The sequence below is a fragment of the Fundidesulfovibrio sp. YSD1 genome (assembly GCF_055397115.1).
Window position 1 is genome coordinate 1,768,353 of sequence record NZ_AP043666.1, and the last position, 24,451, is coordinate 1,792,803.

Below are 24,451 nucleotides of genomic sequence, written 5' to 3' on the forward strand. Positions count from 1 at the left end.
GCGGGCCGGGGGCCTAGCCGCCCTTCTTCATTCCTTCCTCGAGCTCTTCCATGGAGGGCTGCACGTTGGAGGGGATGGCCCGCCTGGCGTACTCCACGGCCAGGATCGGGGCCAGCCCGATGGAGTAGCCCATGAGCGCGCTCTTGACCACCTTGAGCCGCGCGGCCTTGGCCGCTGCCTGGTGCTCCAGGTTGGTGGCCATGGGGCCGATGAAGCCGTAGCACATGAGCACGCCCAGGAACGTGCCCACCAGGGCCGCGCCGATGTGGTTGCCCAGCACCTCGGGGGGTTGGTTGATGTCGCCCATGGTGATGACGATGCCGAGCACCGCGGCCACGATGCCGAGGCCCGGCAGGGCGTCCGCGATCTTGTTCACCGAGGCCCCGGCCAGCGCGTCGTGGTGCTTGCGCGTGGAGATGTCGGTGTCCATGATCGCCTCGTAGTGGTGCTGCTCGATGTTGCCCGCGATGACGATCTTCAGGTTGTCGCAGATGAAGTTGAGCACGGTCTTGTTCTTGGAGACGTTGCCGAAGCGGCGGAAGATGTCGGAATCGGCGGGCCGGTTCACGTGGGCGTCCAGGGCCACCGCGCCCGAGCGCCTGGCCAGCTGGAACAGCTCGTACATGAGCGAGAGCATCTCCAGGTAGAAGTCCTTGGAGTCCTCCTTGGCCGTGAACACGTGGGGCAGGTGCTTGAAGACGTCCTTCACCACGCTCATGGGCGAGGCGATGAAGAACGAGCCCAGGGCCGCGCCCCCGATGGTCAGGAACTCGTACGGCTGGAAGAGCACGGCCAGCTTGCCGTGGGAGAGGACGTAGCCCCCGATGACCGAGCCCAGCACCACCACGAAACCGATGATCGCGTTCATATGCTCCGTCTCTCCTGCCAGCCCCGGCTGGACTGCCCGGGACTCGGAGTCGATATGCTTTGATGACGCGCCGCGCCGGAGGGTCGGACGGCCGGTGGTCCCGGCCGTTGGCGGTGGCGCGCCGCGTGCCGAAAATCCCCGGAACCGGGCGGGAAGTCAAGCGCGGGTTGGGCCGGGCTGGGCCCGCGCCCCGGACGCGGCCCGGAGCCGGAAGAGGAATCCGGAGATATTTTCAGATTTAATGAGAAAAAACGAGAAATATGCCGCTTTCACCCGAATAATCGCCTGCGGATTTCTTCATTTTTCCCCTTCCCTTGTTGGCATTTTCGGTTATGTTTCCTATCACGCTGCCCGTCGCTAGCACTCGCCGCCCGTGAGTGCTAACAGACGGCAAAGAAGAAAAAACCACTTCGGAGGACAATCCGCTATGAAGCTGAAGCCCTTGAACGACCGCGTCCTGGTGAAGCGCCTGGAGGAAGAGACGGTTACCGCCGGTGGCATCATCATCCCCGATTCCGCCAAGGAAAAGCCCATGAAGGGCGAAGTGATCGCCGTGGGCCCCGGCAAGGTGGGCGAGGACGGCAAGCGCTGCAAGCCCGCCGTGGAGAAGGGCGACAACGTGCTCTTCAACAAGTACGCCGGCACCGAGATCAAGATCGACGGCGTGGAGCACCTGATGATGCGCGAGGACGACATCCTGGCCGTCATCGAAGGCTAGTTCCCCCTCTCCACCCCATCACAAAATTTCAAGGAGACAACACATGTCCGCCAAAGAGATCCTCTACGACGCCCAGGCTCGCGAGAAGCTGAAGAAGGGTGTCGACAAGCTCGCCAACGCCGTGAAGGTCACCCTGGGTCCCAAGGGCCGCAACGTGGTCATCGAAAAGAGCTTCGGCTCCCCCGTGATCACCAAGGACGGCGTCACCGTGGCCAAGGAGATCGAGCTCTCCGACAAGTTCGAGAACATGGGCGCCCAGATGGTCAAGGAAGTCGCCTCCAAGACCTCCGACGTGGCCGGCGACGGCACCACCACCGCCACCATCCTGGCCCAGGCCATCTTCAACGAGGGCGTGAAGCTCGTGGCCGCCGGCCGCAACCCCATGGCCATCAAGCGCGGCATCGACAAGGCCGTCGAGGCCATGGTCGAAGAGCTCGGCGTGCTCGCCAAGCCCACCCGCGACCAGAAGGAAATCGCCCAGGTCGGCACCATCTCCGCCAACTCCGACGCCACCATCGGCAACATCATCGCCGAGGCCATGAACAAGGTCGGCAAGGAAGGCGTGATCACCGTCGAGGAGGCCAAGGGCCTGGAGACCACCCTGGACGTGGTCGAAGGCATGCAGTTCGACCGCGGCTACCTCTCCCCCTATTTCGTCACCGACCCCGAGAAGATGGTCTGCGAGCTCGATGATCCCTTCATCCTGATCAACGAGAAGAAGATCTCCTCCATGAAGGACCTCCTGCCCGTGCTCGAGCAGGTCGCCAAGATGGCCAAGCCCCTGCTGATCGTCGCCGAGGACGTCGAGGGCGAAGCCCTGGCCACCCTGGTGGTCAACAAGCTGCGCGGCACCCTGCAGGTCTGCGCCGTGAAGGCCCCCGGCTTCGGCGACCGCCGCAAGGCCATGCTCCAGGACATCGCCATCCTCACCGGCGGCCAGTCCGTCTCCGAGGACCTGGGCATCAAGCTGGAGAGCCTGGGCCTCCAGGACCTGGGCCGCGCCAAGCGCGTGGTGATCGACAAGGAGAACACCACCATCATCGACGGCGCCGGAAAGGCCGAGGACATCAAGGCCCGCGTGAAGCAGATCCGCGCCCAGATCGACGAGACCACCTCCTCCTACGACCGCGAGAAGCTCCAGGAGCGCCTGGCCAAGATCGTGGGCGGCGTGGCCGTCATCAACGTCGGCGCTGCCACCGAGACCGAGATGAAGGAGAAGAAGGCCCGCGTCGAGGACGCCCTGAACGCCACCCGCGCCGCCGTGGAAGAGGGCATCGTGCCTGGCGGCGGCGTCGCCCTGGTGCGCTGCCTGAAGGCCCTGGAGAAGGTCAAGCCCGTGGACGACGACGAGACCGCCGGCATCGAGATCGTGAAGCGCGCCTGCGAGGCTCCGCTGCGCCAGATCTCCGGCAACGCCGGTTTCGAAGGCTCCATCGTGGTGGCCAAGGTGGCCGACGGCAAGGACGGCTTCGGCTTCAACGCCTCCACCGGCGACTACGAAGACCTGATCAAGGCCGGCGTCATCGACCCCAAGAAGGTCACCCGCATCGCCCTGCAGAACGCCGCCTCGGTCTCCGGCCTGCTGCTCACCACCGAGTGCGCCATCGCCGACAAGCCCGAGCCCAAGAAAGACGCCCCCGCCATGCCCGGCGGCATGGGCGGCATGGGCGGCATGTACTAGGCCAAAAGCCTGGCGCAAGCCTGACCCGCCATTGAATGAGAAGCCCCGGAGCGTAAGCTCCGGGGCTTTTTCTATTTGCACAACCAAATAAAAAGTGCAAAATTCCCACACGAAAACTCAAGAAGGGAATCATGGAAAAATTCCTCGACGAGATCGATGCAAAGAACAGGATTCGCGACCCTCTTTATGGCTTTATTTTTCTGACGGACGCAGAGAAACAGATAATCGATACCCCCCTCTTCCAGCGGCTCCGCAGGGTTCACCAACTCGCACTCACAAAATATGTTTACCCCTCTGCGGAGCACTCCCGATTCGTCCATTCACTTGGGGTCATGCACTGTGCCACTCTGATGCTTGCTGGCATAATCGACAACAAAAACACCAAACTCAGCTTCACGCCAAACATAAAGTACATAAAAACACTTCGTTTTGCCGCACTATTACACGACATTGGACACCTTCCATTTTCTCACGCCGTCGAATCACACTGGCTTAGCGGGCTCAAGCATGAATCACTGAGCCAATATATCATCGAAAACGACCACGAAATATCACACACGATAACAGACTCGGATATCAGTACAAAAGATGTTTCCTCACTTATCACCAAGAAAAATCCAGCTCGCTTGCGTTTATTGCGTGAAATTGTATCCGGACAACTTGATGCAGATCGTGCCGATTATCTCTTAAGGGACTCGCACTGTTGCGGTGTCAAATATGGCGAATACGACCTCGCTCGCTTTCTCAATATATTCGCTGCGATTGAAGACGACACAGGCCAACTAACATTCTGTGTCGATGAAAACGACATCCACGTAGCTGAATCATTACTTATCGCCAGGTACCACTACAACATACAAATACCATACCACAGAACGAGGATGGGTTATGATCTTATTCTTAAGCGCTTCATGCAAGACTTCGAAGAATTTAAAGAACCATTCACAGTGACCAATAACATTTTGAGTCATGTCGACCTAGACAGACTCTCCTTCCTTGACGATTGCGAAATCTTCGAAAAAATCAAGCAGAAAGCAAGAACAACAACCCCTGGGCTCCATTTCTTCTTAGATCTAAGCACCTTGTTCCGATCATCGACACAAGCTCAATGTCGAAATATGGCACAGAACAATACAAAAAACTCGTACAATCACTGAGGAATTCATCAGACCTTAAGGAAGAAGAAGATTATTTCATAAAAGAACAAGCCGTTGAAGTATTGAAATGGGACAATGCCACCCCGGGAGCTAGCAAAACAAGAAAAAAAACAAAACCACAGCCCCGTGGCTTGATTAGCCTTTTGACCAAGGAACGAGGAGGAGACTCCCCCCGACAGGTTGACATCTGTGAACGTTCATGGATATTTGAAAAGTTGGCGCACGCGCCACCCTTCATTTATCGCATCTACGTCACACCCGAAAAGAAGTCGTTGGCAGAACAACTTCTTGCCCGCATCTAAGCGGCAACAAGGAGGATAAATATGTTTGACTCAAAAATAATCATTGCTGGTGTAATTCGCATCCTCCAGAAGCACGAAATCGAACTCCAGAAAATCACTTTGCATAAATTTTTGTACTTCCTTTCCTTCAAGGGGATTAAGACAGGGCTTAGCTTTGAAGAACATACTTATGGCCCTTTTTCTTTTGACCTTGCCAGGGCATTAAGCAATATGTGCTTCTGGGAAGAACTAAAAGAAAGAAAGACCTCATATGAAATCATATCACTAGACAATATTCCAAAGCTAAGCAAAGATGAAGAGACACTCATTGAGTCAAATCTCCAAGCATTTCGTGAACTCGTCAAAGAGTTCACCTTCGACAATCTTGAACTCATAGGGACAGCGCTCTATTGCACCGAGGTTCTGAAATTTCAGGGCAATAAACCCACGTTCAGAGCGATTGAAAAGGAATTCAAAGGCTGGAAAGGCAACAGGTATTCCTCCGACAGAATCCGGGATGCCTATGACCGCATTAAACCTCTACTTTCTTAGCCTACCTCAAAGTTCAACACGTTTAAATCATTAAGTTATTCTTAACATTCAAAGCCCGGGAGCGTGCGCTCCGGAGCTTTTTTTTCGTGCGAGCGCAATCGTCAAGCGCCCTTAACCCTATCTCAACTCCCGCCTGCTACTCCAACTCCCGTCGTGCCCATACCACCACGGGAGCCTGCCATGCTGCGCACCTTCTTCGTGGGCAACCTGCCCTACCAGACCGACGAGGCCATGGTCCGCGAGCTGTTCGCGCCCTACGGAAACGTCCTGGCCGTGAACCTCGTGGGCGACAGGGAGAACGGCGTGTTCCGCGGCTTCGGTTTCCTGAAGATCGACACCGGAGACGTGGCACGCATCATCGACACCCTGGACCGCATGCCCCTGGGCCAGCAGTACCTCATCGTCCAGGAGCTCAACCCGGGCGACGTCACCGCCCCGCTTTGAAGCCCCCTCCCCTCGACGCGGAGAGCCCTCGGCCCGGCAGGGGCATGATGCCCCTCCAGTAGTTTGCTCGCTTCCAGCCGGAAGGGCGGCCATATTTCAAGTGGCCGGTGAAGCCCGCGAAGCTATCGCCGGGTCAAGGGGCAGGCACTGCCCCTTGCGGGTCCAGGGCGGAGCCCTGGCGGGGCGTGGGGCAGCGCCCCGCTCTTCCCGGTTCTCCCTCCGCGCCTCAGCGCAGCAGGCTGTTGACGAAGCTCACTCCCCGCTGCCTCCTGGCGCAGTCCGGGCAGAGGTCCTGGTCCATGCGCGCGCTGGACGCCAGGTGCTCGCTCATGCGCCTGCGCAGGTGCTCCAGGTACTGCTCGGCGGGCAGGGGCTTGCCGCACTCGGCGCACAGGGGCGTCGGAATCTCGCTGATGGAGTGCCCGGTGAAGGCGATGGCGGTCTCGCCCTTTTCCAGGACCATGCGCATGGCCCCGGTGGGGCACACGCGCGTGCAGGCCCCGCAGCCCACGCACTTCTCGGTGGGGCGGTCGAAGTCCTCGAACACCAGGCGCCCGCCCACGTCCTTGAAGCGCAGGGCGTCGCCCCCGGCCTCGGAGCAGACCAGCTGGCACAGGCCGCAGCCGATGCACACGTCGCAGCGCAGGCAGCGCCTGGCCTCGGTCTCGGCCATCTCCTGGGTCAGGCCCAGCTCCACCTGCTCGAAGTTGAGGCTTCGCGCGGACACCGCGATCATGGGGATCTCGGGCCTGGAATGCTCGGACCAGCCGCAGCCCTGGGGGGAGCAGATCAGCTCGCGCTCCCAGCGCGGCCTGGGCTCCACCTCGGCGGGGTCGAAGGGCCTGCCGGTGAGAAACGCGTCGATGCCCGAGGCGGCGCGCTTGCCGTCGCGGATGGCCTCCACCACCGTGGCCGGGCCCATGGCCGCGTCGCCGCCCGCGAACACGCCCGCGCGGTCGGTGGAGAGGTCGGCCTTGTCCACCTGGATGGTTTTCCATTTGGTCAGGCAGACCTCGCCCAGGGTTCCGTCCGAGCCCTGGGTGAAGGATTCGTCGCAGAACTGGCCGATGGCGGAGATGATCATGTCGCAGCCGAGCACGCGCTCGGTCCCTGCCTTGGGCTCGGGGCGGCGGCGGCCCGAGGCGTCCGGCTCGCCCAGGGCCATGGTCACCACCTCCATGCCCGCGAGCCTGCCGTCGTCGCCCACCAGGCGCGTGGGCGCGGCCAGGAAGGTGAAGACCACGCCCTCGTGCTCGGCCTCCTCCACCTCTTCCACGGCCGCCGGCATCTCGGCCCGGGAGCGGCGGTAGACCACGCGGACCTCTTCGGCCCCAAGGCGCACGGCCGTGCGCGCGCAGTCCATGGCCGTGTTGCCGCCGCCCACCACGATCACCTTGCGGCCGACGGCGGGCTTGCGGCCAAGCCCCAGCTCCACGAGAAACTCAGTTCCCGAGACCACCCCGGCCAGGAGCCGTTCGCCCTCGAGGCCGAGCGCCCGGCTGGTCCAGGCCCCGAGCCCCAGGAACACCGCCTCGAAGCCCTTGGCGGCCAACTCGTCCAGGGTGAAGTCGCGGCCCAGGGCCTTTCCCGTGAACACCTCCACGCCGAGCCCCGTGACCGTGGCGATCTCGGCGTCCAGCACGGCCTTGGGCAGGCGGTACTCCGGGATGCCGTAGCGCAGCATGCCGCCGAGCTTGGGCATGGCCTCGAAAAGGGTGACCTGGTGGCCGCGCCTGACGAGGAACGACGCGCAGGAGAGCCCGGAAGGCCCGCCGCCCACCACGGCCACCTTGCGCCCGGTTGCCGGGGCCTTCTGGCACACGGGCGGGTAGGTCCCGCCGGCGGCCATTACCGCCTTGGCGGAAACGGCCTTCATGGCCCGGATGTGGATGGGCTTGTCCACCTTGCCGCGCAGGCAGACCTTCTCGCACGGAGCCGGGCAAACCAGGCCGCAGGCGTAGGGCAGCGGGTTGTCCTGGACCATCACCGAGACGGCCTCGGAGTGCGCCCCGCGCCCGGTGAGCGAGAGGAAATTGGGGATGTCGATGCCCGACGGGCAGCGCTCCTGGCAGGGGGCCACGCGCCGGGCGTGGCAGACGCCCGTGGCGCACCCGCCCTCGGCGTGCCGCCTCCATTCGTCCGGGAAGCTGGCCAGGGAGGAGGCCAGCACGCGCGCGGCCTTGAGCCCTTCGTGCGCCAACTGGTGCGCGGCCTGTCCCAGCTCGTTCAGCTGCTCCTCCCCGCCCCGGCCCAGGGCGATCTCCGTGGCCAGCCTGGCCGCGCGGGCCAGAAGCCCCCGGTGGGGGTGGCCTTCGCGCACGGCGGCGAGGCGCCAATGCTGGTAGAGGGCCTGGCGGGTCAGGTCGATGGGGCATTCGCTGGGAGACAGGGCGCGCAGGCGCGAGAAACCGGGGTCCACGCCCTGCGCGGACAAGAGTTCCGGGTCCATGGCCGGGGCGGCCCCGGCCGGGGCGAACCCGCCCAGGCCCTCGTCGAAGGCCAGGGGACCTTCGAGTCCGGCCACCGCGCGCAGGTCCGCGCCGAAAGCGGCCTCGGCAAAGCCCTGGGGATGCGAAAAGAGCCGCGAGGAGGCGTCGGCCGAGCCTGCCGCCACGGGAAGCAGGCACCAGGCCCGCAGGTCCATCTTGAAGTCCAGGGGATCGATGGCGAAGGGCGCGTCGTCCGGGGAGAGCGTCCCGGCCACGACCTCGACGTCCAGCCTGGGGATTTCGGACACGCCGCCCAGGCTGGCCTGCTCCAGGCCGCGGGCGGCGCTCGCGGCCTGGTCCTCGCCGCCTTGCGAGACCACCAGGCGCGCCCGCGAGCGCCCAAGGGCCACGGCGGCCAGGGCCAACGCCTCGGCCAGGACGAAGGGCAGCGCGCGCAGCAGGTGTCCCGGCAGAGGGTCCCCGGCGAAAGCCTCGCGCGCGTCCACGGTGAGCACGCCCTCCAGGGGGTGCTGCGCCGAGTACGCCAGGTGCGCGGGCCAGCAGGGGAAGCGCCCGTCGCGCAGGCGGGATGCGCGCAGGACCGTGGCCAGCGGCGCGCGGGGGTCCCCATTGATCCGGGCGAGCGCCGTGAAGCAGCCGAACTCGCGGCAGGACGCCAAATCCCTGCCGGAAAGGGCCTGAGCCAGAGAGAGAAGGGGGGTGTTGCCGGAAACGGCCTCGGTCCAGGTTGACGCCATGAATCCTCCCGCCATGCCGATTTGCGATGGGTTTACAATCTTGCCCCCGCGAAAGCAAATAGGGAACAATCTCCGGCAGAGTCCCGGCCCGCGTGGGAGGATCGCGGTCCGGGCCCGTCCGCCGTGACGCGGGGGCGGCGGCCCTGCCCGGTCCGGGCGGCCGCATGCGAAGGGCCACGGGCGCTCGGGCCCGGGCCGGAACCTGAAGACGGGGCCTCAGCCCTCGTAGGCGACCACGCGGTTGCGCCCTGTCTGCTTGGCCGCGTAGAGCGCCTCGTCCGCCGCGTTCACAAGACGCTGCTCCAGGGAGTCGCGCCACTTCTGGTCCAGGCAGGCCACACCCAGGCTCACGGTCAGCTTGATGCCCGAGTCGAGAATCTCGCCGTCCACGTCCCGGATGACGAAGTTGTAGGTCTCGATGCGGTGGCGGATATGCTCGGCCAGGGCCGTGGCCTGCGCGAGGCCCATGTCCTGGGCCAACACGGCGAACTCCTCGCCGCCGTAGCGGGCGGTGGCCACGGCGGCGCCCCGGGCCTCGAACTGGCTCTGGCAGTCGCGCAAGACCGAGGCCACGGCCGCCAGGGCCTGGTCGCCGATGAGGTGCCCGTGCTGGTCGTTGAATTTCTTGAAATGGTCGATGTCGGCCATGAACATGCATAGCTGCTTGCCCTCGGCCCGGGCCCGGGCCACGGACCCGCGCAGGGCCTCCTCGAAGGCCCGGCGGTTGTGCAGGCCGGTGAGGACGTCGGTGTAGCTCAGCCGCTCGAGCTTCTCCGCGTCCTCCTCCATGTAGCGCACCACGTCCGCGAACCCCTTGCGGATCCCGGAGAGCACGGCGTCGATGTCCCCGCCGTCCCTGACGGTGCGCACGGACTGCTCCGTGGATTCGCCCAGCTGGGCGATGTCGCCCTTGCGCCGAAGGAGCATCCCGCGCGACTCCTCAACGGCCCTGGCCAGGTCGTCCAGCGCGGCCGAGAGCTTGGCCCGCCACTGGCTGGTCATGATCTCCTCGGTCTTGCGCGAGAGCGACTGGAAGTTGGCTTCCGTGAGGTCGCGCTCCTTGAGCACTGAGACGACCAGCTCCTGCATCAGGCGCTTCTGCTCCGGGGTGTAGACGTCGTACTCGCTGATGGAGCGCATGAACAAGATGAGGGCCCGCCACTTGGAATTGCGCGGGACCCCCAGCCGGTCCATGGTTTCGCAGATGCCGTCGAAGCAGTGGTGCGCGCCGGGAGCGCCGTTGTTCTGGAGCTTCATGGCCCCACGGATACAAAATAGCCACCACCTTGCCAAGCCCCAAAGCGGCTCACCGCCAGCGCAGGCGCACCCTGGCCGGGCCGCCCATGGCGGACACCGCCACCTGCCCGGGCCGCTCGAACGCCTGGGCCTCCCCGGCCTTGATGCCCAGGTCCCGGCCGTCTGCGGGGCTCGTGACCCAGGCCGCGCCGCTCAGGCACTCCACCCGGGCCAGGAAGGGCCCGTCCAGGACCATGGCCTGGCCCTTTTCCAGGCTCGCGGTCACCGACCCCCACGGGGCGAACCTGGCGGCCACCCGCGCAAGCGCCCGGGCCGCGGCGTTTCTCCATCCGGCGGCCGCCGCGTCGTCCACGAATCCCCTGCCCGGCTGGGGCCACGTCCTCGGTGTCATTTCAGGCGCCATGGCGTCCTCCTCCTTGGCTTCACGATTGTTACCTTTGCTTGGACAGGAAAAACTGTTACCAGTACAGACACAGATCAAAACAAAATCAACCAGGACAGATCACGTGAACACCGACAGCTTCCGCTACGAGAGCGTGCGCCAGAGCGTCCTGGACATGATCGCCTCGGGCGCGCTCGAGCCCGGGGACAAGGCCCCGTCCCTGCGCAGGCTGGCCTCTTCCATGCGCGTGAGCCTCTCCACGGCGCAGCTGGCCTACTCCCAGTTGGAGAGCGAGGGAGTGCTGGAGGCCAGGCCCAAGTCCGGCTTCTACGTGCGCGAGCCCGGCCGCAGCCTGCCCGAGCCCGTGACCAAGCCCTGCCCGTCCGAGGCCCCGGAGCCCCTGGCCAGGGCGCTCATCATCCGCACGGTGCTGGAGAACATGTCCCGAAGGGACATGCTGCCGCTCGGCGTGGCCCGCACGGACGAGAACCTGCTGCCGCTCGCGCAGGTGAACCGCATCCTGGCCCAGGTGCTGCGCGACGAGGGCGAGCGCGTGGGCTACTACGGCCCGGTGGAGGGCTTCGAGCCCCTGCGCGCCCAGATCGTGGCCCGCACCCTGGAATCCGGCGCGGAGTGCACCCTGCGCGAGACCGTGATCACCTCCGGGGCCATGGAGGCCCTGCACATCGCCCTGCGTTGCGTCACCCGCCCCGGGGACACCGTGGCCATCGCCTCGCCCACCTACTATTGCTTCCTCCAGATGCTCGAGGTCCTGGGGCTTCGGGTCATCGAGGTGCCCTCGCGGCCGGGGGAGGGCGTGCGCCCCCCGGACATCGCCCAGGTCACGGAGCGCTTCCGCGTGGCCGCCTGCGTGCTCACCCCCAACTTCAACAACCCCGACGGCGCGCTCACCCCGGACAGGGCCAAGGCCGAGATCGTGGACATCCTGGCGCGCCGGGGCGTGCCGCTCATCGAGGACGACGTCTACGCGGACCTGCACTACGGCCCGGCCCGCCCGGCCAGTTGCAAGGCTTACGACACGCGCGGCATGGTGCTCACCTGCTCGTCCTTTTCCAAGACCATCGCCCCGGGCTACCGCGTGGGCTGGCTGCTGGCGGGGCGCTTTCTGGAAAAGGCCCTGGAGATCAAGGCCACCACCAGCGTGACCACCGCCACCCCCACCCAGATGGCCATCGCCGAGTACCTGCGCGGCGGGCACTACCTCAGGCATCTGAAGCGCCTGCGCCCGGCGGCCAAGGCCATGATGGAGAACGTGCACGCGCTCATCGGCCGCCACTTCCCTCCGGGCACCCGGGCCACGCGCCCCGAGGGCGGCACCGTGATGTGGGTGCAGCTGCCGGGCGGGGCCGACGGGGTGCGGTTCATGCACCGGGCCCTGGAAAAGGGCATCAGCGTGGCCCCGGGGGCGATCTTCTCCTCCCAGGGCTGCTTCCGCTCGTTTACGCGCATCAGCTGCTGCGTGCCGCCGAGCGGGGAGCTGACCCGGGCCGTGGAAACCCTCGGGGAAATCGCCGGGGAATTGGTTGCGGCCGGACATGCGAACCGGATAAGCGACCCGTGGGAGCAGGGTCCAATCGCAATGTCCGAAGGCTCCCTTAAGGATTCGTGAAGACCATGGAACTCTACCACCTGCGCACCTTCGTGGCCGTGGCCGAGGAGGGCAACCTCACGCGCGCGGCCGAACGCCTGCACCTCTCGCAGCCCGCCGTGAGCGCCCACGTGAAGTCCCTTGAGGAAGAACTCGGGGTGAGCCTTTTCGCGCGCACGCCCAAGGGCATGGAACCCACCCAGAGCGGGCGCAGGCTGGCCGTCACCGCTCGCGAGGCCCTGCGCCGCGCCCAGGCGCTCCTGGAAGAGGCCCGGGCCCTGCGCGGCGGCGTCACCGGCGACATCGTGCTCACCAGAAACACCGATGCCGACTACCTGCGCCTGCCCCAGGTGCTGGAGGAACTCGGCCGCGAGCACCCCGAGGCGCTCGTGCACATCGGCTGCCGCGACTCCTACGAGGTGCCCCAGGCGCTCAAGGCCGGGATCATGCACGCGGGTTTCGCCTACGGCTGCTTCGACGCGGACCCGCAGCTCACGGCCCTGCCCGTGTCCATGGCCACGGTGCGCGTGGTCGGGCCGCCCGCCTGGAAGGACAGGCTGGCCAAGGCCACCCTGGCCGACCTGGCCGGGATGCCCTGGATCTGGTTCCATGAGCGCTGCCCGTTCGTGGCCATGGCCGAGAACCTCCTGGCCGAAACGGGTGGATCGGTGAAGACCGCCGCCGTGATCAACGACGAGCACACCATCCGCTCCCTGGTGGCCTCGGGCAGGGGGCTGTCGCTTCTGCGCGACGATCTGGCGCGCGGCCCCGTCTCCGGCCAGGGCCTGGCCGTGTGGCCCGGAGGAGGCCTCGGGCTGCCCGTGAACATCGTGGCCCTGACCAGGCGCATGGCCGACCCCGGGGTCAAGGCCGTGATGGAGGCCGCTGGCCGCGCCTGGGGCCTGGGCGAGGCCACGGCGGCGGCATGACGGACTTCCCCCACGGCGGCGACGTGCGCGGCCTGGCCCGGGAGCTTGGCTGCGCACCCGAGGACATTCTCGACTTCTCGGCCAGCATCAACCCGCTGGGCCCGCCCGAGTGGCTGCGCACCACCATCTCGTCGGCGGTGTCCTCACTGGTCCACTACCCGGACCCGCACTGCCGCGCGCTCGTCTCGGCCGCCTCGGCTCGCCTGAGCGCGCCCGAGGAGGAGATCATCGCGGGCAACGGCACGAGCGAGCTCATTTTCGCCCTGGCCCGGACCTGCGGCCATGCCCGCGCCGTGATCCCGGTCCCCGCCTACCGGGACTACGAGGAAGCCTGCCTGCGCGCGGGCATGGCGGTGACGCGCGCCCCGCTTCCCGAAGAGCGCTCCTTCGCCCTGGACCCGGCCGAGATCTCACGGGCCATCGCCCAGGCTGGCGGGGCGGCCCTGGTCTTCGTCGCCAGGCCCAACAACCCCACGGGGCGGGACGTCCCGGCCGAAACCGTGCGCCGCCTCGCCGCCGCCCACCCGGACTGCCTCTTCGCCGTGGACGAGGCCTTCGGCTCCTTCGTGCGGGGCTTCGAAAGCCTCGCGGCGGGCAGGCCCGGAAACGTGGCCGTGCTCGCCTCGCTGACCAAGATGTTCGCCGTCCCAGGCCTCAGGCTGGGCCTCGCGGTGGCCTCGCCCGAGCTCGCCCGGGCCGTGCGCGAAGGGATCGCGCCGTGGTCCGTGAACGCCCTTGCCCAGGCCGTTGGCGAGCGGGCCATGGCGGACGAAGCCTTCGAGGAGCGTACGCGCCTGGCCGTCACGGAGCTTCGGGCACACTTGGCCAAGGGGCTCGCCGCACTTCCCCGAATCACGGTGTACCCCGGCGCGGCCAACTACCTCCTCTGCCGCCTGGACGCGCCCGGAGGCGCGCCCGGGCTGAAAAACGCGCTCCTGCAAAAGCGTATCGCCATCCGCGACTGCTCCAACTTCGCGGGCCTGGACGAACGGTTCTTCCGGGTGGCCGTGCGCGCCCGCGACGACAACGAGCGCCTGCTCGCGGCCATGGGAGAGATTCTGGAAGGGGAATCCTCCGCCGCCCCCGCGCAAGCGGCTCCAGGCCCCCGGGCCTCCCGAAAGCCCATTGGCGGGCCCAGGCGCAAGGCGCGGCCGCTCATGGTCCAGGGCACGGCCTCCAATGCGGGCAAGTCCGTGCTCGTGGCCGCGCTGTGCCGGATTCTACGGCAGGACGGCGTGCGCGTGGCCCCGTTCAAGGCCCAGAACATGTCGCTCAACTCCCACGTCACGGCGCTCGGCGAGGAGATCGGCCGGGCCCAGGCGCTCCAGGCCAGGGCCTGCGGCCTGGCCCCCCAGGCGCGCATGAACCCTGTGCTCCTGAAGCCCTGCTCGGACACGGGCTCCCAGGTGATCGTCATGGGCAGGCCCGTGGGCAACATGCGCGTGATGGAGTACGTGGCCTACAAGCCGAGGGCCTTCGAGGCGGCCAAGCAGGCCTACGACTCGCTGGCCGGGGAGTTCGACGCCGTGGTCCTGGAGGGAGCTGGCAGCCCGGCCGAGGTGAACCTGAAGAGCCACGACATGGTGAACATGGCCATGGCAGCCCACGCGGGCGCGGCCGTGCTGCTGGCGGGCGACATCGACCGGGGCGGCGTGTTCGCCGCGCTGCTGGGCACCATGGAGTGCTTGAGCGAATCCGAGCGCGCCCTGGTGGGCGGCTACGTGCTGAACCGCTTCCGGGGCGACCCGGCGCTTCTGGCCCCCGCGCACCGCTTCATGCTCGAGACCACGGGCAGGCCCGTGCTCGGCGTGGTGCCCCACATCGCGGACCTGGGCCTGCCCGAGGAGGACTCCGTGAGCTTCAAGGCGGGCGCGTGCTGGAGCGGCAACGGCCCGCGCGACCTGGACATCGCGGTGATCGACCTGCCGCACATATCGAACTTCACCGACTTCGACGCCCTGGCCGCCGAGCCCGACGTGGCGCTTCGCGTGGTGCGCCGCGCCGGGGACCTGGGCAGGCCCGACGCGGTGATCCTGCCCGGCAGCAAGAACACCCTGGCGGACCTGACCGCGCTTGCCGAGAGCGGCCTGGCCCGGGCCGTGGCCGGGCTCGAGGGCTGCGAGGTCGTGGGCGTGTGCGCCGGGCTCCAGATGCTCGGGGCCTGCCTGGAGGACCCCCTGGGCCTGGAATCGGGCCTGGGCAGCCGCGAGGGCCTGGGGCTCTTGCCGCTCACCACCCGTCTGGAGAGGGAAAAGACCCTGCTCCTCTCCAGGGCCACGCACCTGCCGTCCGGGCTCGCCCTCTCGGGCTACGAGATCCACCACGGGGTCACCTCGGCCACGGGGCCGGGGGCCCAGGTGCTGGCCGTGGGCGAGGGCGGCCGCCCCCTGGCCTGGGGCCGCCCGGGCGAGGCGTGGGGCACCTACCTGCACGGCGTGTTCGACGAGCACGGCTTCAGGCGCTGGTGGCTCAATGCCCTGCGCGCGAAAAAGGGCCTCGCGCCCCTGCCGGCCCGGCAGGGCCCCGGCCTGGACGAGGCCCTGGACCGCCTGGCCGGGATCGTGCGCCAAAGCCTGGACATGAAGGCGGTGTACGCGCTCATGGGGCTCTGATTACGCGCCTTTCACTTGAACGGACCATGCGAACAGGGTTACTGCGCACAGGCCGGGCAACCACCGGCGGCCAAACATGAGCACACCTTCCGCAAGCCCCTCCCGGTCCGGCCGGGCATCCAAGCGCGCCCTGTACGCGGTGCTGGCCGCGCTCGCCATGGCCGTCTACCTGCTGCCCCTGGCGGCGACCCGCCTCGTGGGCCAGGACGAGCTCAAGGCCCACGCCCAGGCCGCCCTGGCCCTGGCCCTGGACAGGCAGGTGGAGGTCTCGGGCGGCGTTAGCCTCACGCTCTCGCCCTGGTTCGGGCTGCGCACCGGCCCCGTGACGGTGGCCAACGCCCCGGGCTTCGGCGAGGAGCCCTTCCTGCGCATGGAGTCGGCGGCCATCAGCCTCGACCTGACCGCGCTCCTGAAAAAAAACGTCGTGGTGGACTCCGTCTCGCTGGCCTCGGCCCGGGTGAACCTCGCGCGCGACGCCTCGGGACGGGAGAACTGGATCATCGCCCCCGAGGCGGCCATCCCCCTGCCCGCCGCGCCGGAGGGCTGGAAGCTCTCCTCGCTGCCCACGGGGCTCTCCCTGGAAAACGCCACCCTCTCCTTCAAGGACGAGGCCACGGGCCTGGCCCTCGACGTCACGGCCCTCAACCTGAAGACCTCGTCCTCGCGCCCCTTCGATTTCTCCCTCTCCTGCAAAGTGACGGCCTCCCCCTGGGGCCTGGCCGGCGAGGTGCACGCCCAGGGCCAGGGCAGCTACGGCTCCAGCGGCGGGTACGTGTTCGTCAACCGCTCCAAGGTGGCCGGGTGGGTGGAGCTGCCGCCGTCGCTGGGCGTCTCCGGGCAGAAGGCGCTCTTCTCCGGGCGGCTGGCCGTGCATGGCGAGGGCGGGGCCTTCGAGGTGGCGGACCTCGCCGTGGAGGGCCTGGGCGCGAAGATCACCGGCCAGGTGAACGCGGCCGGGCTCTACGAGCCCGTGCCCTACGTGCACCTGGATTTGGCGGCCACGGCGGCCCGCGAAGGCCAGTGGGCGAGACTCCTGGACCTCGGCCGCACCGGCGGCGAGGCGGTCAAGGCCCCGGGGGCATCGAGCGGGCCCGAGCTGCGCGGCGCCCCGGGAACGGGCGCGGTGGAGGCCCGGCTGCTCTTCGGGTCCACGCCCAGCGGCTGGGTGGTGCGCAGGGCCTCGCTCAGGGACGGCGAGGCGAGCCTCGCGGCCATGGCCGGTGACTCGGCGGGCGAGGTCTGGTTCGACGTGGACGCGGTCAGCCTGGACCTGGGGCGCTGGCTCCCCGGACGCCTGCCCGGGGCCGTGACGGAGTTTTTCTCCCGGGCGGCCTCCAAGGCCGCAACGGGCGCGGGCGCAGGGACGCTCCGCGGGCGCATCGCGGCCAGGGACCTGCGCCTGGGGCTTCTCGAGGTCGAGGAGGCCCAGGTGAACGCCGAAGGCCGGGGCGGGGACGTGCGCTTCTACCCCGTCACCGCGCGCCTGGCGCATTCCATGTTCACGGCGGACGTGCGCGCCGGGTCCGACGGCGAGGCCCGGACCTTCACGGGCAAGGCCGCAGTGCAGGCCCTGCGGGGAAGCTCCGGCCCTGGCGGAGCCCCCGCAACCATGCTGGATCTGACGCTCGCGGGCAGGGACGGGCCGCAGGGCCTTGCGGGCACGGTGCGCGCCGTGGCGGCCGAGCATTCCAAGAACTGGTCCCCGTCCTGGCTCTCGGCCGAGGCCGCCAAGGCCTGGGCCATCCTGGGCGGGGGGACGCTCGCGGCTTCCTTCTCGCTGCCCCCGGGCCAGGACGCGACTCTTTCGCTTAGGGACCTGGACGCGCGCACCGCGCACTCGCGCGTCACGGGCAGCGCGGACTTCGCCAAGGACAAGACCACCCTGGACCTCCAGGCGGACCAGCTGGACCTGGAGCGCCTGACGCTTCTGGGCTCGGTGTGGGACAAGGGCCTGGGCGGGTACGCCCCGTGGCCCGTGGAGGCCCGCGTGGCGGCCAAGCGCTTCACGGCCTGGAACGTGGCCGTGGACGACCTTTCGGCCACGCTGGACGCCTCGCCCAGGCAATTCAGGCTGCCTGCCGTGTCGGGATCGGCCCTGGGCGGGAAGTTCACGGGCTCGCTCGAACTCGTGGACAACTCCGGGCACGGCGGCGGGCGCGCCTCGCGCTCCCTTTCGGCGTCGCTCTCGGCCACGGGCGTCCAGGCCGCGCAGGCGGCGGCGCTCAGGCCGGACCTACCCAAACTCTCGGGCGCGCTGGACGCGAAGGTGAGCGTGGAGTCCTCTGCCGACGGGGGGGCGCCCCTCTGGCAGGGGCTTTCCGGCCAGGCGGAGATGCGCCTGGGCCGGGGTGCGCTCGCGCTGGCCCAGCAGCCCGAGGGCGCGCGCCCCTGGCCCGTGGACAGGGCCCAGGCCAGCCTCAGGTTCGCCCTCCGGGCAACGCCAGCTTCCGGCCAGAACGGCAAGGCCAGGGAAGCGGCCCTGGCCGACGTGTCCGGCTCGGTGCGCGTGGACTCCCCGGGCATGCTGCGCTCGTCGCGCATGGAGATAAAGGGCCAGGCCGGGCTCGACGCCTCGGGCACCCCCCTGTGGCTGCGCCAGCCCAAGGCCGAGGGCGCGCTCACCCTGGACATCCCGTTTGCGCCGCGCGGCTCCTCCGCGCTGATATCCTGGAGCGGCAGGCTGGACGCGGATTTCGACGCGAGAGGCTTCGCGGCCGGGCCGCTGGAACTGAACGTGGCGGGGTTTCCCGGCCGCGCCAGCGTGGGCGGCCAGCCGGGCAAGGACGCCATGGAGCTCTCGGGCTTCGTGGAGCTGCCGGAGTTCACCCCGAGGGTGGCGGCCCAGCGCCTGGGCTTCGCCATCCCGCCCGACGCCGACCAGAACTCCTGGCGTCGGGCGCGCTTCGCGGCCGAGATCGGGGGCAACGCCAAGGAGGTCCGCCTGGGCAAGATCCAGGCCTCCCTGGACGACGCCGCCATCACCGGGCAGGCCTTTGTCAGCGGCCGCGCCACGCGCCTGGACCTCTCCGTGACCACCCTGGACCTGGACCGCCTGGCTCCGGCCCCGCGCCACCACGACCCGGCGAAACGGCCCGAGGAGCCCCTGCCCCTGGCCCAGCTGCGCGAGCTGGCCCTGGAGGCCAAGGTGCGCTTCGGCTGGCTGAAAAAGGACCGCCTGATCTTCCAGAACGCCCAGACCGAGTTCACGGCCCGCGACGGCCGCTTCCAGCTGCGCCAGAGCGCCCCGGACTTCTACGGGGGGCCGTACCTCATGGACATCAAGGGGGACGCGCGCGGCGACGAGCTCAAGGCCGTCATGGACCTGCGCCTGACCGGGTTCTCGCCCGGCCCCCTGCTTTCGGACCTGGCCGGGGCCGACTCCGTGTCGGGGGGCAGGGCCGACTTCTTCGTGAAGGTGGAGAGCAAGGGGAGCACGGACCGCGCGCTCAGGCGGCACGCCGCGGGCACGGCGGGCTTCGAGGTGCGCGGCGGCGCGCTCGGCGGCGTCAGGGACGTGCCCGCCAGGCAACCCCAGGAGCCCGTGACCCTGACCAGGGACAACGACGGACCCAGGCCCGATCCGCCGCCCCAGCCCGGGGGCCTGGCCTTCTCGCGCCTGGGGGCCAGCTTCAGCATCCGCGAGGGCATGGCCGTGACCAGGGACTTCGTGCTCACCGGCGCGGCCCTGAGCGCCAAGGGCGACGGCTGGGTCAACCTGGACGACGAGAAGATCGACCTGAGCCTCATGGCCAGGGTGCCGGACGTGGGGGACGTGCCCGTGCACATCACCGGGCCGCTCTACGACCCGAAAATGGACATCGACAAATCCAAGGTGCTCGGGGACACCATCGTGAACATGTTCAAGAGCGTGTTCACCATCCCGGGCAGCGTGCTCAAGCAGTTGCGCCGGGTGTTCTAGCGCGGCGTCCCCAAAAGAAACGTACCTTTGTTTCGAGGATATCAAGCGGCGCCCGGGCCTGGCCTCAGTAGCGGGGAGTGTCGCGCACCTCCAGCCAGTAGGCCTCGGGGCCTATCTCGGCCATGCGCAGGTTGGCCTTGCGCCAGCGGTCCTTGAGGAAGGGCATGGCGTCGAGCGCGCCGCACGCGGCGAACCCGTCGCACCGGTAGCAGAAATCCACGTTCTTCGCGGCCGCGCACGGCTGCACCGGGCAGCCCTCGAGCAGGCACTCCCCGCTGCGACAGCCCCCGCAACGGCCTTTCCCCAGGTGATCGAGCAGGCGCTCGAAGGCCGGATAGTCCGCGAAGGCCGGGTCCATGCCGGAGAAACGCTCCCACATGGCCGAGAAGTTGCCCAGGCGCTGGCGCAGCGACGCGGCCAGGGTCTCGATCTCGCCGCCCCGGCGGGCCAGGCAGGCGTCGCAACGCAGCCCGCAGGGGGCCAGGCGGTCGGTGACGGTCCAGGATTGCATGGCAGGCCCCTAGAGGTTGAGTTGCGCCAAGAGGTCGTCCACCTCGGACTGGGAGACCTTGGCCCGGGCGTCCTTCTTGAGCTCTTCCAGGGGCTGCGCCGGGGCGCGCTCGCGGGCCTTCACCAGGAGCCCGGTGGAGACGTAGAGCTCCGCGATCATGTCGCGCACCCTGCCCAGCATGTCGATGACGCGCTTGATGCGCTGGCCCGTGAGGTCCTGGAAGGAGAGGCAGGTCATGATCTCCACCAGGTCGTCCGAGAGCCGCTTGCACACGGCCGAGGCCTTGGCCCTGGCCTGCGGGTCGCCCACCTCGCGGGCGAGGAGCCCCAGGAGTTCCTCCGGGGCGGACATGTTGCGCTCCACCAGCTCGATGATCTCGAAGGTGGCCTTCTCCGTGGCCTGGATCACCTGATCCAGGCGCTGGGAGGCCTCGTCCATGAGCTCCCCGGCCTGGGCCATGCCCTGGGCCCCCTCCTTGCTGGCCCCGGGCTGCTGGAAGGTGGCCAGTTCCCGGTAGATGTCGCCCAGGCTGCCCATGATCTCCTCGTTCAGGCGCCTGAAGAAGTCGTCCTGCGGCGAGCCTCCGCAGGCCTGGGCCGCGAACTCCTCGCGCACCGCCTGGCGGGCCATCTCCTTCAGGTGGGGCCTGAGCGATTCGGCGAGCTTCGCCGCGAGTGCGTCCATGGTGGCAGCGTCCATGCTCACCTCACTCGAAGTAGCTGGATTCGTTGTGGAAGGAATAGCCGTTCTTTCCGGACTTCTTGGCCACGTACATGGCCTCGTCCGCCTTGCGCAAAAGCTCCTCCGGGTCCATGCCGTCGCTGGGGGCGATGGCGATGCCCACGGACGCGCTCACCGAGACGGTCCCGGCCTCCCAGGGGATGGGCTGGGTGATGGCCTTGATGATGCGGTTGCCGGTGAGCCCGGCGTGCAGGCCGTTCTTCAGCTCCCCCAGCACCATGACGAACTCGTCCCCGCCTATGCGCGCTGCCGTGTCGTCCCCGCGCACCACCGTGAGCAGGCGCGAGGCCGTGACCCGGAGCACCTCGTCGCCGCAGTCGTGGCCCCAGGTGTCGTTGATGGGCTTGAACCCGTCCAGGTCGATGAAGACCACGGCCGCGAAATCGTCGCGCCGCCTGGTGCGGGCCAGGGTCTGGCCCAGGCGGTCCATGAGCAGCACCCGGTTGGGCAGGCCCGTGAGCGCGTCGTGCAGGGCCATGTACTCCGCGCTCCCGCCGGGCATGGAGCACGCCGTGACCTTGAACGACACTGCCAGCTCGCCCCCGTCCGGCAGGCGCAGGCAGCGGGCCTCGGCCGGGCAGGCGCGGCCGTCGCGGCAGCGGACCACCACGCGCTTGAAGAGCACCGCGCCGTCGGAGGCGTTGCGCGAGATGTCCTGAAAGTCGCCCTGGCCCAGGATGTCGGCCAGGGCCGCGTCGCACGCCAAGCCCGGGGCCAGGCCCAGGAGTTCGGCCAGGGGCTCGTTGACGCGGGTCAGACGCCCGTTGGAATCCGCCAGGCAGGCCGGGTCGAAAATAAGGTCGAGCAGGTGGGGGCCAGACATGGGGGGCGACTCCGTGAGGCAACGTCCTGGCCCTGATGATGGCCGATTTTCCATGTCATCGCAACGAAGGAATTGTGACGGATGCGCCCCGTGGCCGACTGCCCGGGCCGGGCCTAGGCGCGACGCAGGCTTTCGAGCTTGGCCGCAAGATCGGCCTCCAGTTCGGCCGCCACGGCCAGGCGCAGGGCCTCCAGGACCTCGGGCGGATGCTTGGCCGCGAGCTTGCGCAGGTTGCCTGAGCTGTTGCCGCTGGCCGGGCCGTCCTGGTGGAGGAGCGCCCCGGAGAGCCTGGCGTGGCGCACGCCCAGGTGCCCCTGGCAGACCGCGCCCAGGCCCGAGCGGCGCAGGCGGAGGTCGTGGTCCAGGTCGTCGTACTGGGTGGGCGAGAAGCGGATGTCGAAGCCGCCGGACTCCCGCAGGGTCCTTGCCCTGAAGAGGTGGAAGCACCCCGTGACGGACAGGCAGGGCCGGACGCGCCCGAACTGGCCGTAGTCCAGGTCCTGGGTGCACAGCGAGGAAAACGACGGCTCCGGGCCGGAGGCGTCCAGGAGGTTCACCTCGGTGTGCTGCACGCGCCCGGGGTGGGCCAGGTCCACCACCTTGCAGCCCCAGACGCCTGCCCCGGGATAGGCCCCGACGGCCTGGCCCATGCGCGCGCGCCAGTCCGGCGGGACCAGGGCGTCGTCGTCCAGGTAGGCCACGTAGCCGGCCGAGGCCGCCCGCTCGTGGCTGGCCAGCCAGTTGCGCGCGGCCGGAGCGCCCACGTTCACGGGCAGGGTGAGCACCTCCATGGCCCCGCCAAAGCGCTCCTTCCAGGCTCCGAGCACGGCGGGAGTCCCGTCGCGGCTGCCGTTGTCCAGGGCCAGCACGCGCGCGTCCCCCATGTCCGAGGCGAAGAGGGCCTCCAGGGTGGCGTCGACCTCCCGGGCCTTGCCGCAGGTGTACAGGCACACGGTCACCGGGCCGCCGAGCGGCGCGCCCGGCTCGTCGAGCCCGGCCGCGCGGTCGAAGAGCCGCAGCAGCACGTCCACGTTCCAGGGAGCCTGGGCCAGGGCCTTGCGCCACTGGGCCAGGGCCTCCCCGGGCCTGCCCGAGCGCCAGAGCGCCTCGGCCATGCGGCCGCGCGCCGGGCGCAGGGCCAGGGCTTTCGAGTAGCGCGCCCGGGCCGCCTCGAAATCGCCGCGCCGGAAGGCCTCGTCGCCAAGGAACTTCTCGCGAACCTGGCCGAGCCCTTCGGGCCAGGGGGCCTGGAGCGCCTGGGCCGTGGCCCCGGGCTCGCCCAGGTAGGCGCCCAGGTCCAGGAGGTGGGCGCGCCAGAAGAGGTTCCCCGGCTCGGAACCGAGCCCCGCGCCCAGAAGCTCCAGTAGCTCTCCGTGGCGGCGCTCCCCGGCCAGGGCCGCCACCAGCGGGGCCTGCCCGGGCTCGCGCCAGCTTCCCGCGCAGGCCCCGGCCAGCGCGCGCCTGGCGGGGTCGAGGAAGTTCGCCCTGGCGTCGACGGCCAGGAGCGTCCGGGCCAGCCCCCCGTCCAGGGGCGCGGCCTCCCAGGCGGCCAGCAGCAGGTCGCAGCCAAGGGCCAGGGTGTCCGGGGAGGACAGGGCGGCCGAGGCGAGCCCGGCCAGGTGCGGCCTGCCGGAGCCGCCGAGCGCAAGCCCGTGGCGCAGTCCGTCCGGCAGCGCGGACCAGGGAAAATCAGGTACGTCCACGGGCTGCGCTCCTCCAGGCCGCGTAAAAGGCCTCGGCCCCCTTGGCAAGCCCCCACCGCCCAAGGACCTCGGCCCTGGCGGCCCCCGCCAGGGAGCGCCTCAGGGAATCGTCGCCCATCAGTTGCTCCAGGGCGTCCTCCCACTCGCCTTCGGCGGCGGCCTTGAGCCCGGTGACGCCGTGGCGCACGGGCGCGTAGGCCGGGGCGTCCGAGAATATCCCGGCAGCTCCGGCCGCCGAGTACTCCAGCCACTTCGCCGCGCTCTTGCAGCGGTTGAAGGCCGTGTCCGCCAGCGGGGCCAGGGCGATGTCCGGGGCCAGGGCGCGAAGCTCCCGGGCGTAGGCCGCGTAGTCCTCCCGGAAGGGCAGCGCCCGGTCGGCCAGGGCGGGGCCGGGGTCGAAGCCCAGGAAAAGGGTCTCGACGGCGTTGCCGTGCCGGGCCTTCAGACGCGCGAGCGCCGGGGCCACGGCCTCGAAATCGCCGGACCGCGAAGGCGTGCCCGCGTAGGCAATGCGCACGGGCCCGCCGGGGCGCGCCGCGGGGAGCGCCCCCCAGAGGCGCTCGTCCAGGCGGTTGGGCAGCACGCGCACCTCCCTGGCGGCCTGCGAGAGCGAGCGCGCAAGCTCACGCGTGGAGACCGTCACCAGGTCCGCCCTGGCGGCGAGCTCCGCCACGTAGCGCGCCCCCGGGGCCAGGCGCTCGGCCATGGGGTGGCCGGGCGGGACGTGCAGGAAGTCGTCGTCGGTCTCGTAGATCACGGGGGTGCCGGAGGCGAGCGCGCGCTCCACCAGCGGCCAGGTGGCCTCCATGGGGAAGTGGCGCTGGAAGAGGATCAGGTCCGCACCGTCCATGGCCGAGGCGTCGATGGCGTAGTCCCGCCCGTCGCTTCGCGCGGCCCAGCGCAGCGCCACGCGCCCGCCGAGCCTGGAGGCGGGGCCTGTGATCCTGTACCGGGCGCAGGCGTAGGCGGGCAGGTCCAGGGAAAAGGCTGCGATCACGAGCATGGGGCCGGTCCGGTTGCGGTTTCGCGCCCTTCTAGCCCGGCTTCCCCGCGAAAGCCAGCGCGGCCTTCGCGCGC

General features: G+C 68.7%; 19 protein-coding genes. 10 read left to right on the plus strand and 9 right to left on the minus strand.

Features of this window, described 5'->3' with window-relative positions; all coding sequences use genetic code 11:
* Window positions 1-13: 13 nt before the first annotated feature.
* On the minus strand, window positions 14-868 hold the full coding sequence (gene motA, locus ACZ5V4_RS08265; protein ID WP_464317705.1) for a flagellar motor stator protein MotA: 855 nt from the start codon (window positions 866-868) through the stop codon (window positions 14-16).
* A 427-nt stretch (window positions 869-1,295) separates the two neighbouring features.
* On the opposite strand from motA, the gene groES reads away from it, so the two are divergent.
* From groES to ACZ5V4_RS08295, 6 genes are all read left to right on the plus strand, one after another.
* Window positions 1,296-1,586, plus strand: a complete 291-nt coding sequence (groES, locus tag ACZ5V4_RS08270) for a co-chaperone GroES (RefSeq protein ID WP_464317706.1) — start codon at window positions 1,296-1,298, stop codon at window positions 1,584-1,586.
* 43 nt (window positions 1,587-1,629) lie between these two features.
* Window positions 1,630-3,267 carry a chaperonin GroEL gene (gene groL, locus ACZ5V4_RS08275; RefSeq protein ID WP_464317707.1) on the plus strand — a complete coding sequence of 546 codons (1,638 nt, stop codon included), beginning with the start codon at window positions 1,630-1,632 and terminating at the stop codon, window positions 3,265-3,267.
* Window positions 3,268-3,398: 131 nt separating this feature from the next.
* Window positions 3,399-4,424: an HD domain-containing protein gene (locus tag ACZ5V4_RS08280; RefSeq protein ID WP_464317708.1), complete on the plus strand. Its 1,026-nt coding sequence runs from the start codon at window positions 3,399-3,401 to the stop codon at window positions 4,422-4,424.
* The gene (locus ACZ5V4_RS08285) at window positions 4,376-4,726 is read left to right on the plus strand and encodes a hypothetical protein (protein ID WP_464317709.1); all 351 of its coding nucleotides are present in this window, start codon (window positions 4,376-4,378) and stop codon (window positions 4,724-4,726) included. The genes ACZ5V4_RS08280 and ACZ5V4_RS08285 overlap by 49 nt, the downstream gene beginning before the upstream one ends.
* 21 nt (window positions 4,727-4,747) lie before the next feature.
* Window positions 4,748-5,257 carry a hypothetical protein gene (locus tag ACZ5V4_RS08290; protein ID WP_464317710.1) on the plus strand — a complete coding sequence of 170 codons (510 nt, stop codon included), beginning with the start codon at window positions 4,748-4,750 and terminating at the stop codon, window positions 5,255-5,257.
* Between the two features lie 180 nt (window positions 5,258-5,437).
* A complete protein-coding gene (locus ACZ5V4_RS08295; RefSeq protein ID WP_464317711.1) occupies window positions 5,438-5,701 on the plus strand; it encodes an RNA recognition motif domain-containing protein in 264 nt (87 codons plus the stop codon).
* 226 nt (window positions 5,702-5,927) lie between these two features.
* Here the strand turns inward: ACZ5V4_RS08295 and ACZ5V4_RS08300 are convergent, their stop codons facing one another.
* The 3 genes from ACZ5V4_RS08300 to ACZ5V4_RS08310 all read right to left on the minus strand — a co-directional run bounded on the left by ACZ5V4_RS08300 (window position 5,928) and on the right by ACZ5V4_RS08310 (window position 10,548).
* Complete coding sequence (locus ACZ5V4_RS08300; protein WP_464317712.1) at window positions 5,928-8,888, minus strand: FAD-dependent oxidoreductase; 2,961 nt, start codon at window positions 8,886-8,888, stop codon at window positions 5,928-5,930.
* 216 nt (window positions 8,889-9,104) lie between these two features.
* Entirely contained in the window at window positions 9,105-10,145 is a 1,041-nt protein-coding gene (locus tag ACZ5V4_RS08305) for a GGDEF domain-containing protein (protein WP_464317713.1), read from the minus strand.
* 49 nt (window positions 10,146-10,194) lie between these two features.
* Complete coding sequence (locus ACZ5V4_RS08310) at window positions 10,195-10,548, minus strand: DUF2917 domain-containing protein (RefSeq protein WP_464317714.1); 354 nt, start codon at window positions 10,546-10,548, stop codon at window positions 10,195-10,197.
* Between the two features lie 103 nt (window positions 10,549-10,651).
* Between ACZ5V4_RS08310 and ACZ5V4_RS08315 the strand changes: the two genes are divergently transcribed.
* From ACZ5V4_RS08315 to ACZ5V4_RS08330, 4 genes are all read left to right on the plus strand, one after another.
* Window positions 10,652-12,157, plus strand: a complete 1,506-nt coding sequence (locus ACZ5V4_RS08315; protein WP_464317715.1) for an aminotransferase-like domain-containing protein — start codon at window positions 10,652-10,654, stop codon at window positions 12,155-12,157.
* 5 nt (window positions 12,158-12,162) lie between these two features.
* Window positions 12,163-13,065 (plus strand): LysR family transcriptional regulator, encoded by a 903-nt coding sequence (locus ACZ5V4_RS08320; RefSeq protein ID WP_464317821.1) that lies wholly within the window; start codon window positions 12,163-12,165, stop codon window positions 13,063-13,065.
* On the plus strand, window positions 13,062-15,677 hold the full coding sequence (locus tag ACZ5V4_RS08325) for a cobyric acid synthase (protein ID WP_464317716.1): 2,616 nt from the start codon (window positions 13,062-13,064) through the stop codon (window positions 15,675-15,677). Before ACZ5V4_RS08320 ends, ACZ5V4_RS08325 begins: the two co-directional genes overlap by 4 nt.
* 76 nt (window positions 15,678-15,753) lie before the next feature.
* A complete protein-coding gene (locus ACZ5V4_RS08330; RefSeq protein ID WP_464317717.1) occupies window positions 15,754-19,596 on the plus strand; it encodes an AsmA family protein in 3,843 nt (1,280 codons plus the stop codon).
* 64 nt (window positions 19,597-19,660) lie between these two features.
* Here ACZ5V4_RS08330 and ACZ5V4_RS08335 read toward each other — a convergent pair whose 3' ends face one another.
* The 5 genes from ACZ5V4_RS08335 to ACZ5V4_RS08355 form a co-directional block, all read right to left on the minus strand.
* Window positions 19,661-20,107: a DUF3795 domain-containing protein gene (locus tag ACZ5V4_RS08335; protein ID WP_464317718.1), complete on the minus strand. Its 447-nt coding sequence runs from the start codon at window positions 20,105-20,107 to the stop codon at window positions 19,661-19,663.
* Between the two features lie 9 nt (window positions 20,108-20,116).
* Window positions 20,117-20,806: a protein phosphatase CheZ gene (locus ACZ5V4_RS08340; RefSeq protein ID WP_464317719.1), complete on the minus strand. Its 690-nt coding sequence runs from the start codon at window positions 20,804-20,806 to the stop codon at window positions 20,117-20,119.
* Window positions 20,807-20,813: 7 nt separating this feature from the next.
* Complete coding sequence (locus ACZ5V4_RS08345; RefSeq protein ID WP_464317720.1) at window positions 20,814-21,671, minus strand: diguanylate cyclase domain-containing protein; 858 nt, start codon at window positions 21,669-21,671, stop codon at window positions 20,814-20,816.
* A gap of 113 nt (window positions 21,672-21,784) precedes the next feature.
* Window positions 21,785-23,374, minus strand: a complete 1,590-nt coding sequence (locus ACZ5V4_RS08350; RefSeq protein WP_464317721.1) for a glycosyltransferase — start codon at window positions 23,372-23,374, stop codon at window positions 21,785-21,787.
* Window positions 23,361-24,377: a glycosyltransferase family protein gene (locus ACZ5V4_RS08355; RefSeq protein WP_464317722.1), complete on the minus strand. Its 1,017-nt coding sequence runs from the start codon at window positions 24,375-24,377 to the stop codon at window positions 23,361-23,363. The genes ACZ5V4_RS08350 and ACZ5V4_RS08355 overlap by 14 nt, the downstream gene beginning before the upstream one ends.
* Window positions 24,378-24,451: the final 74 nt, after the last annotated feature.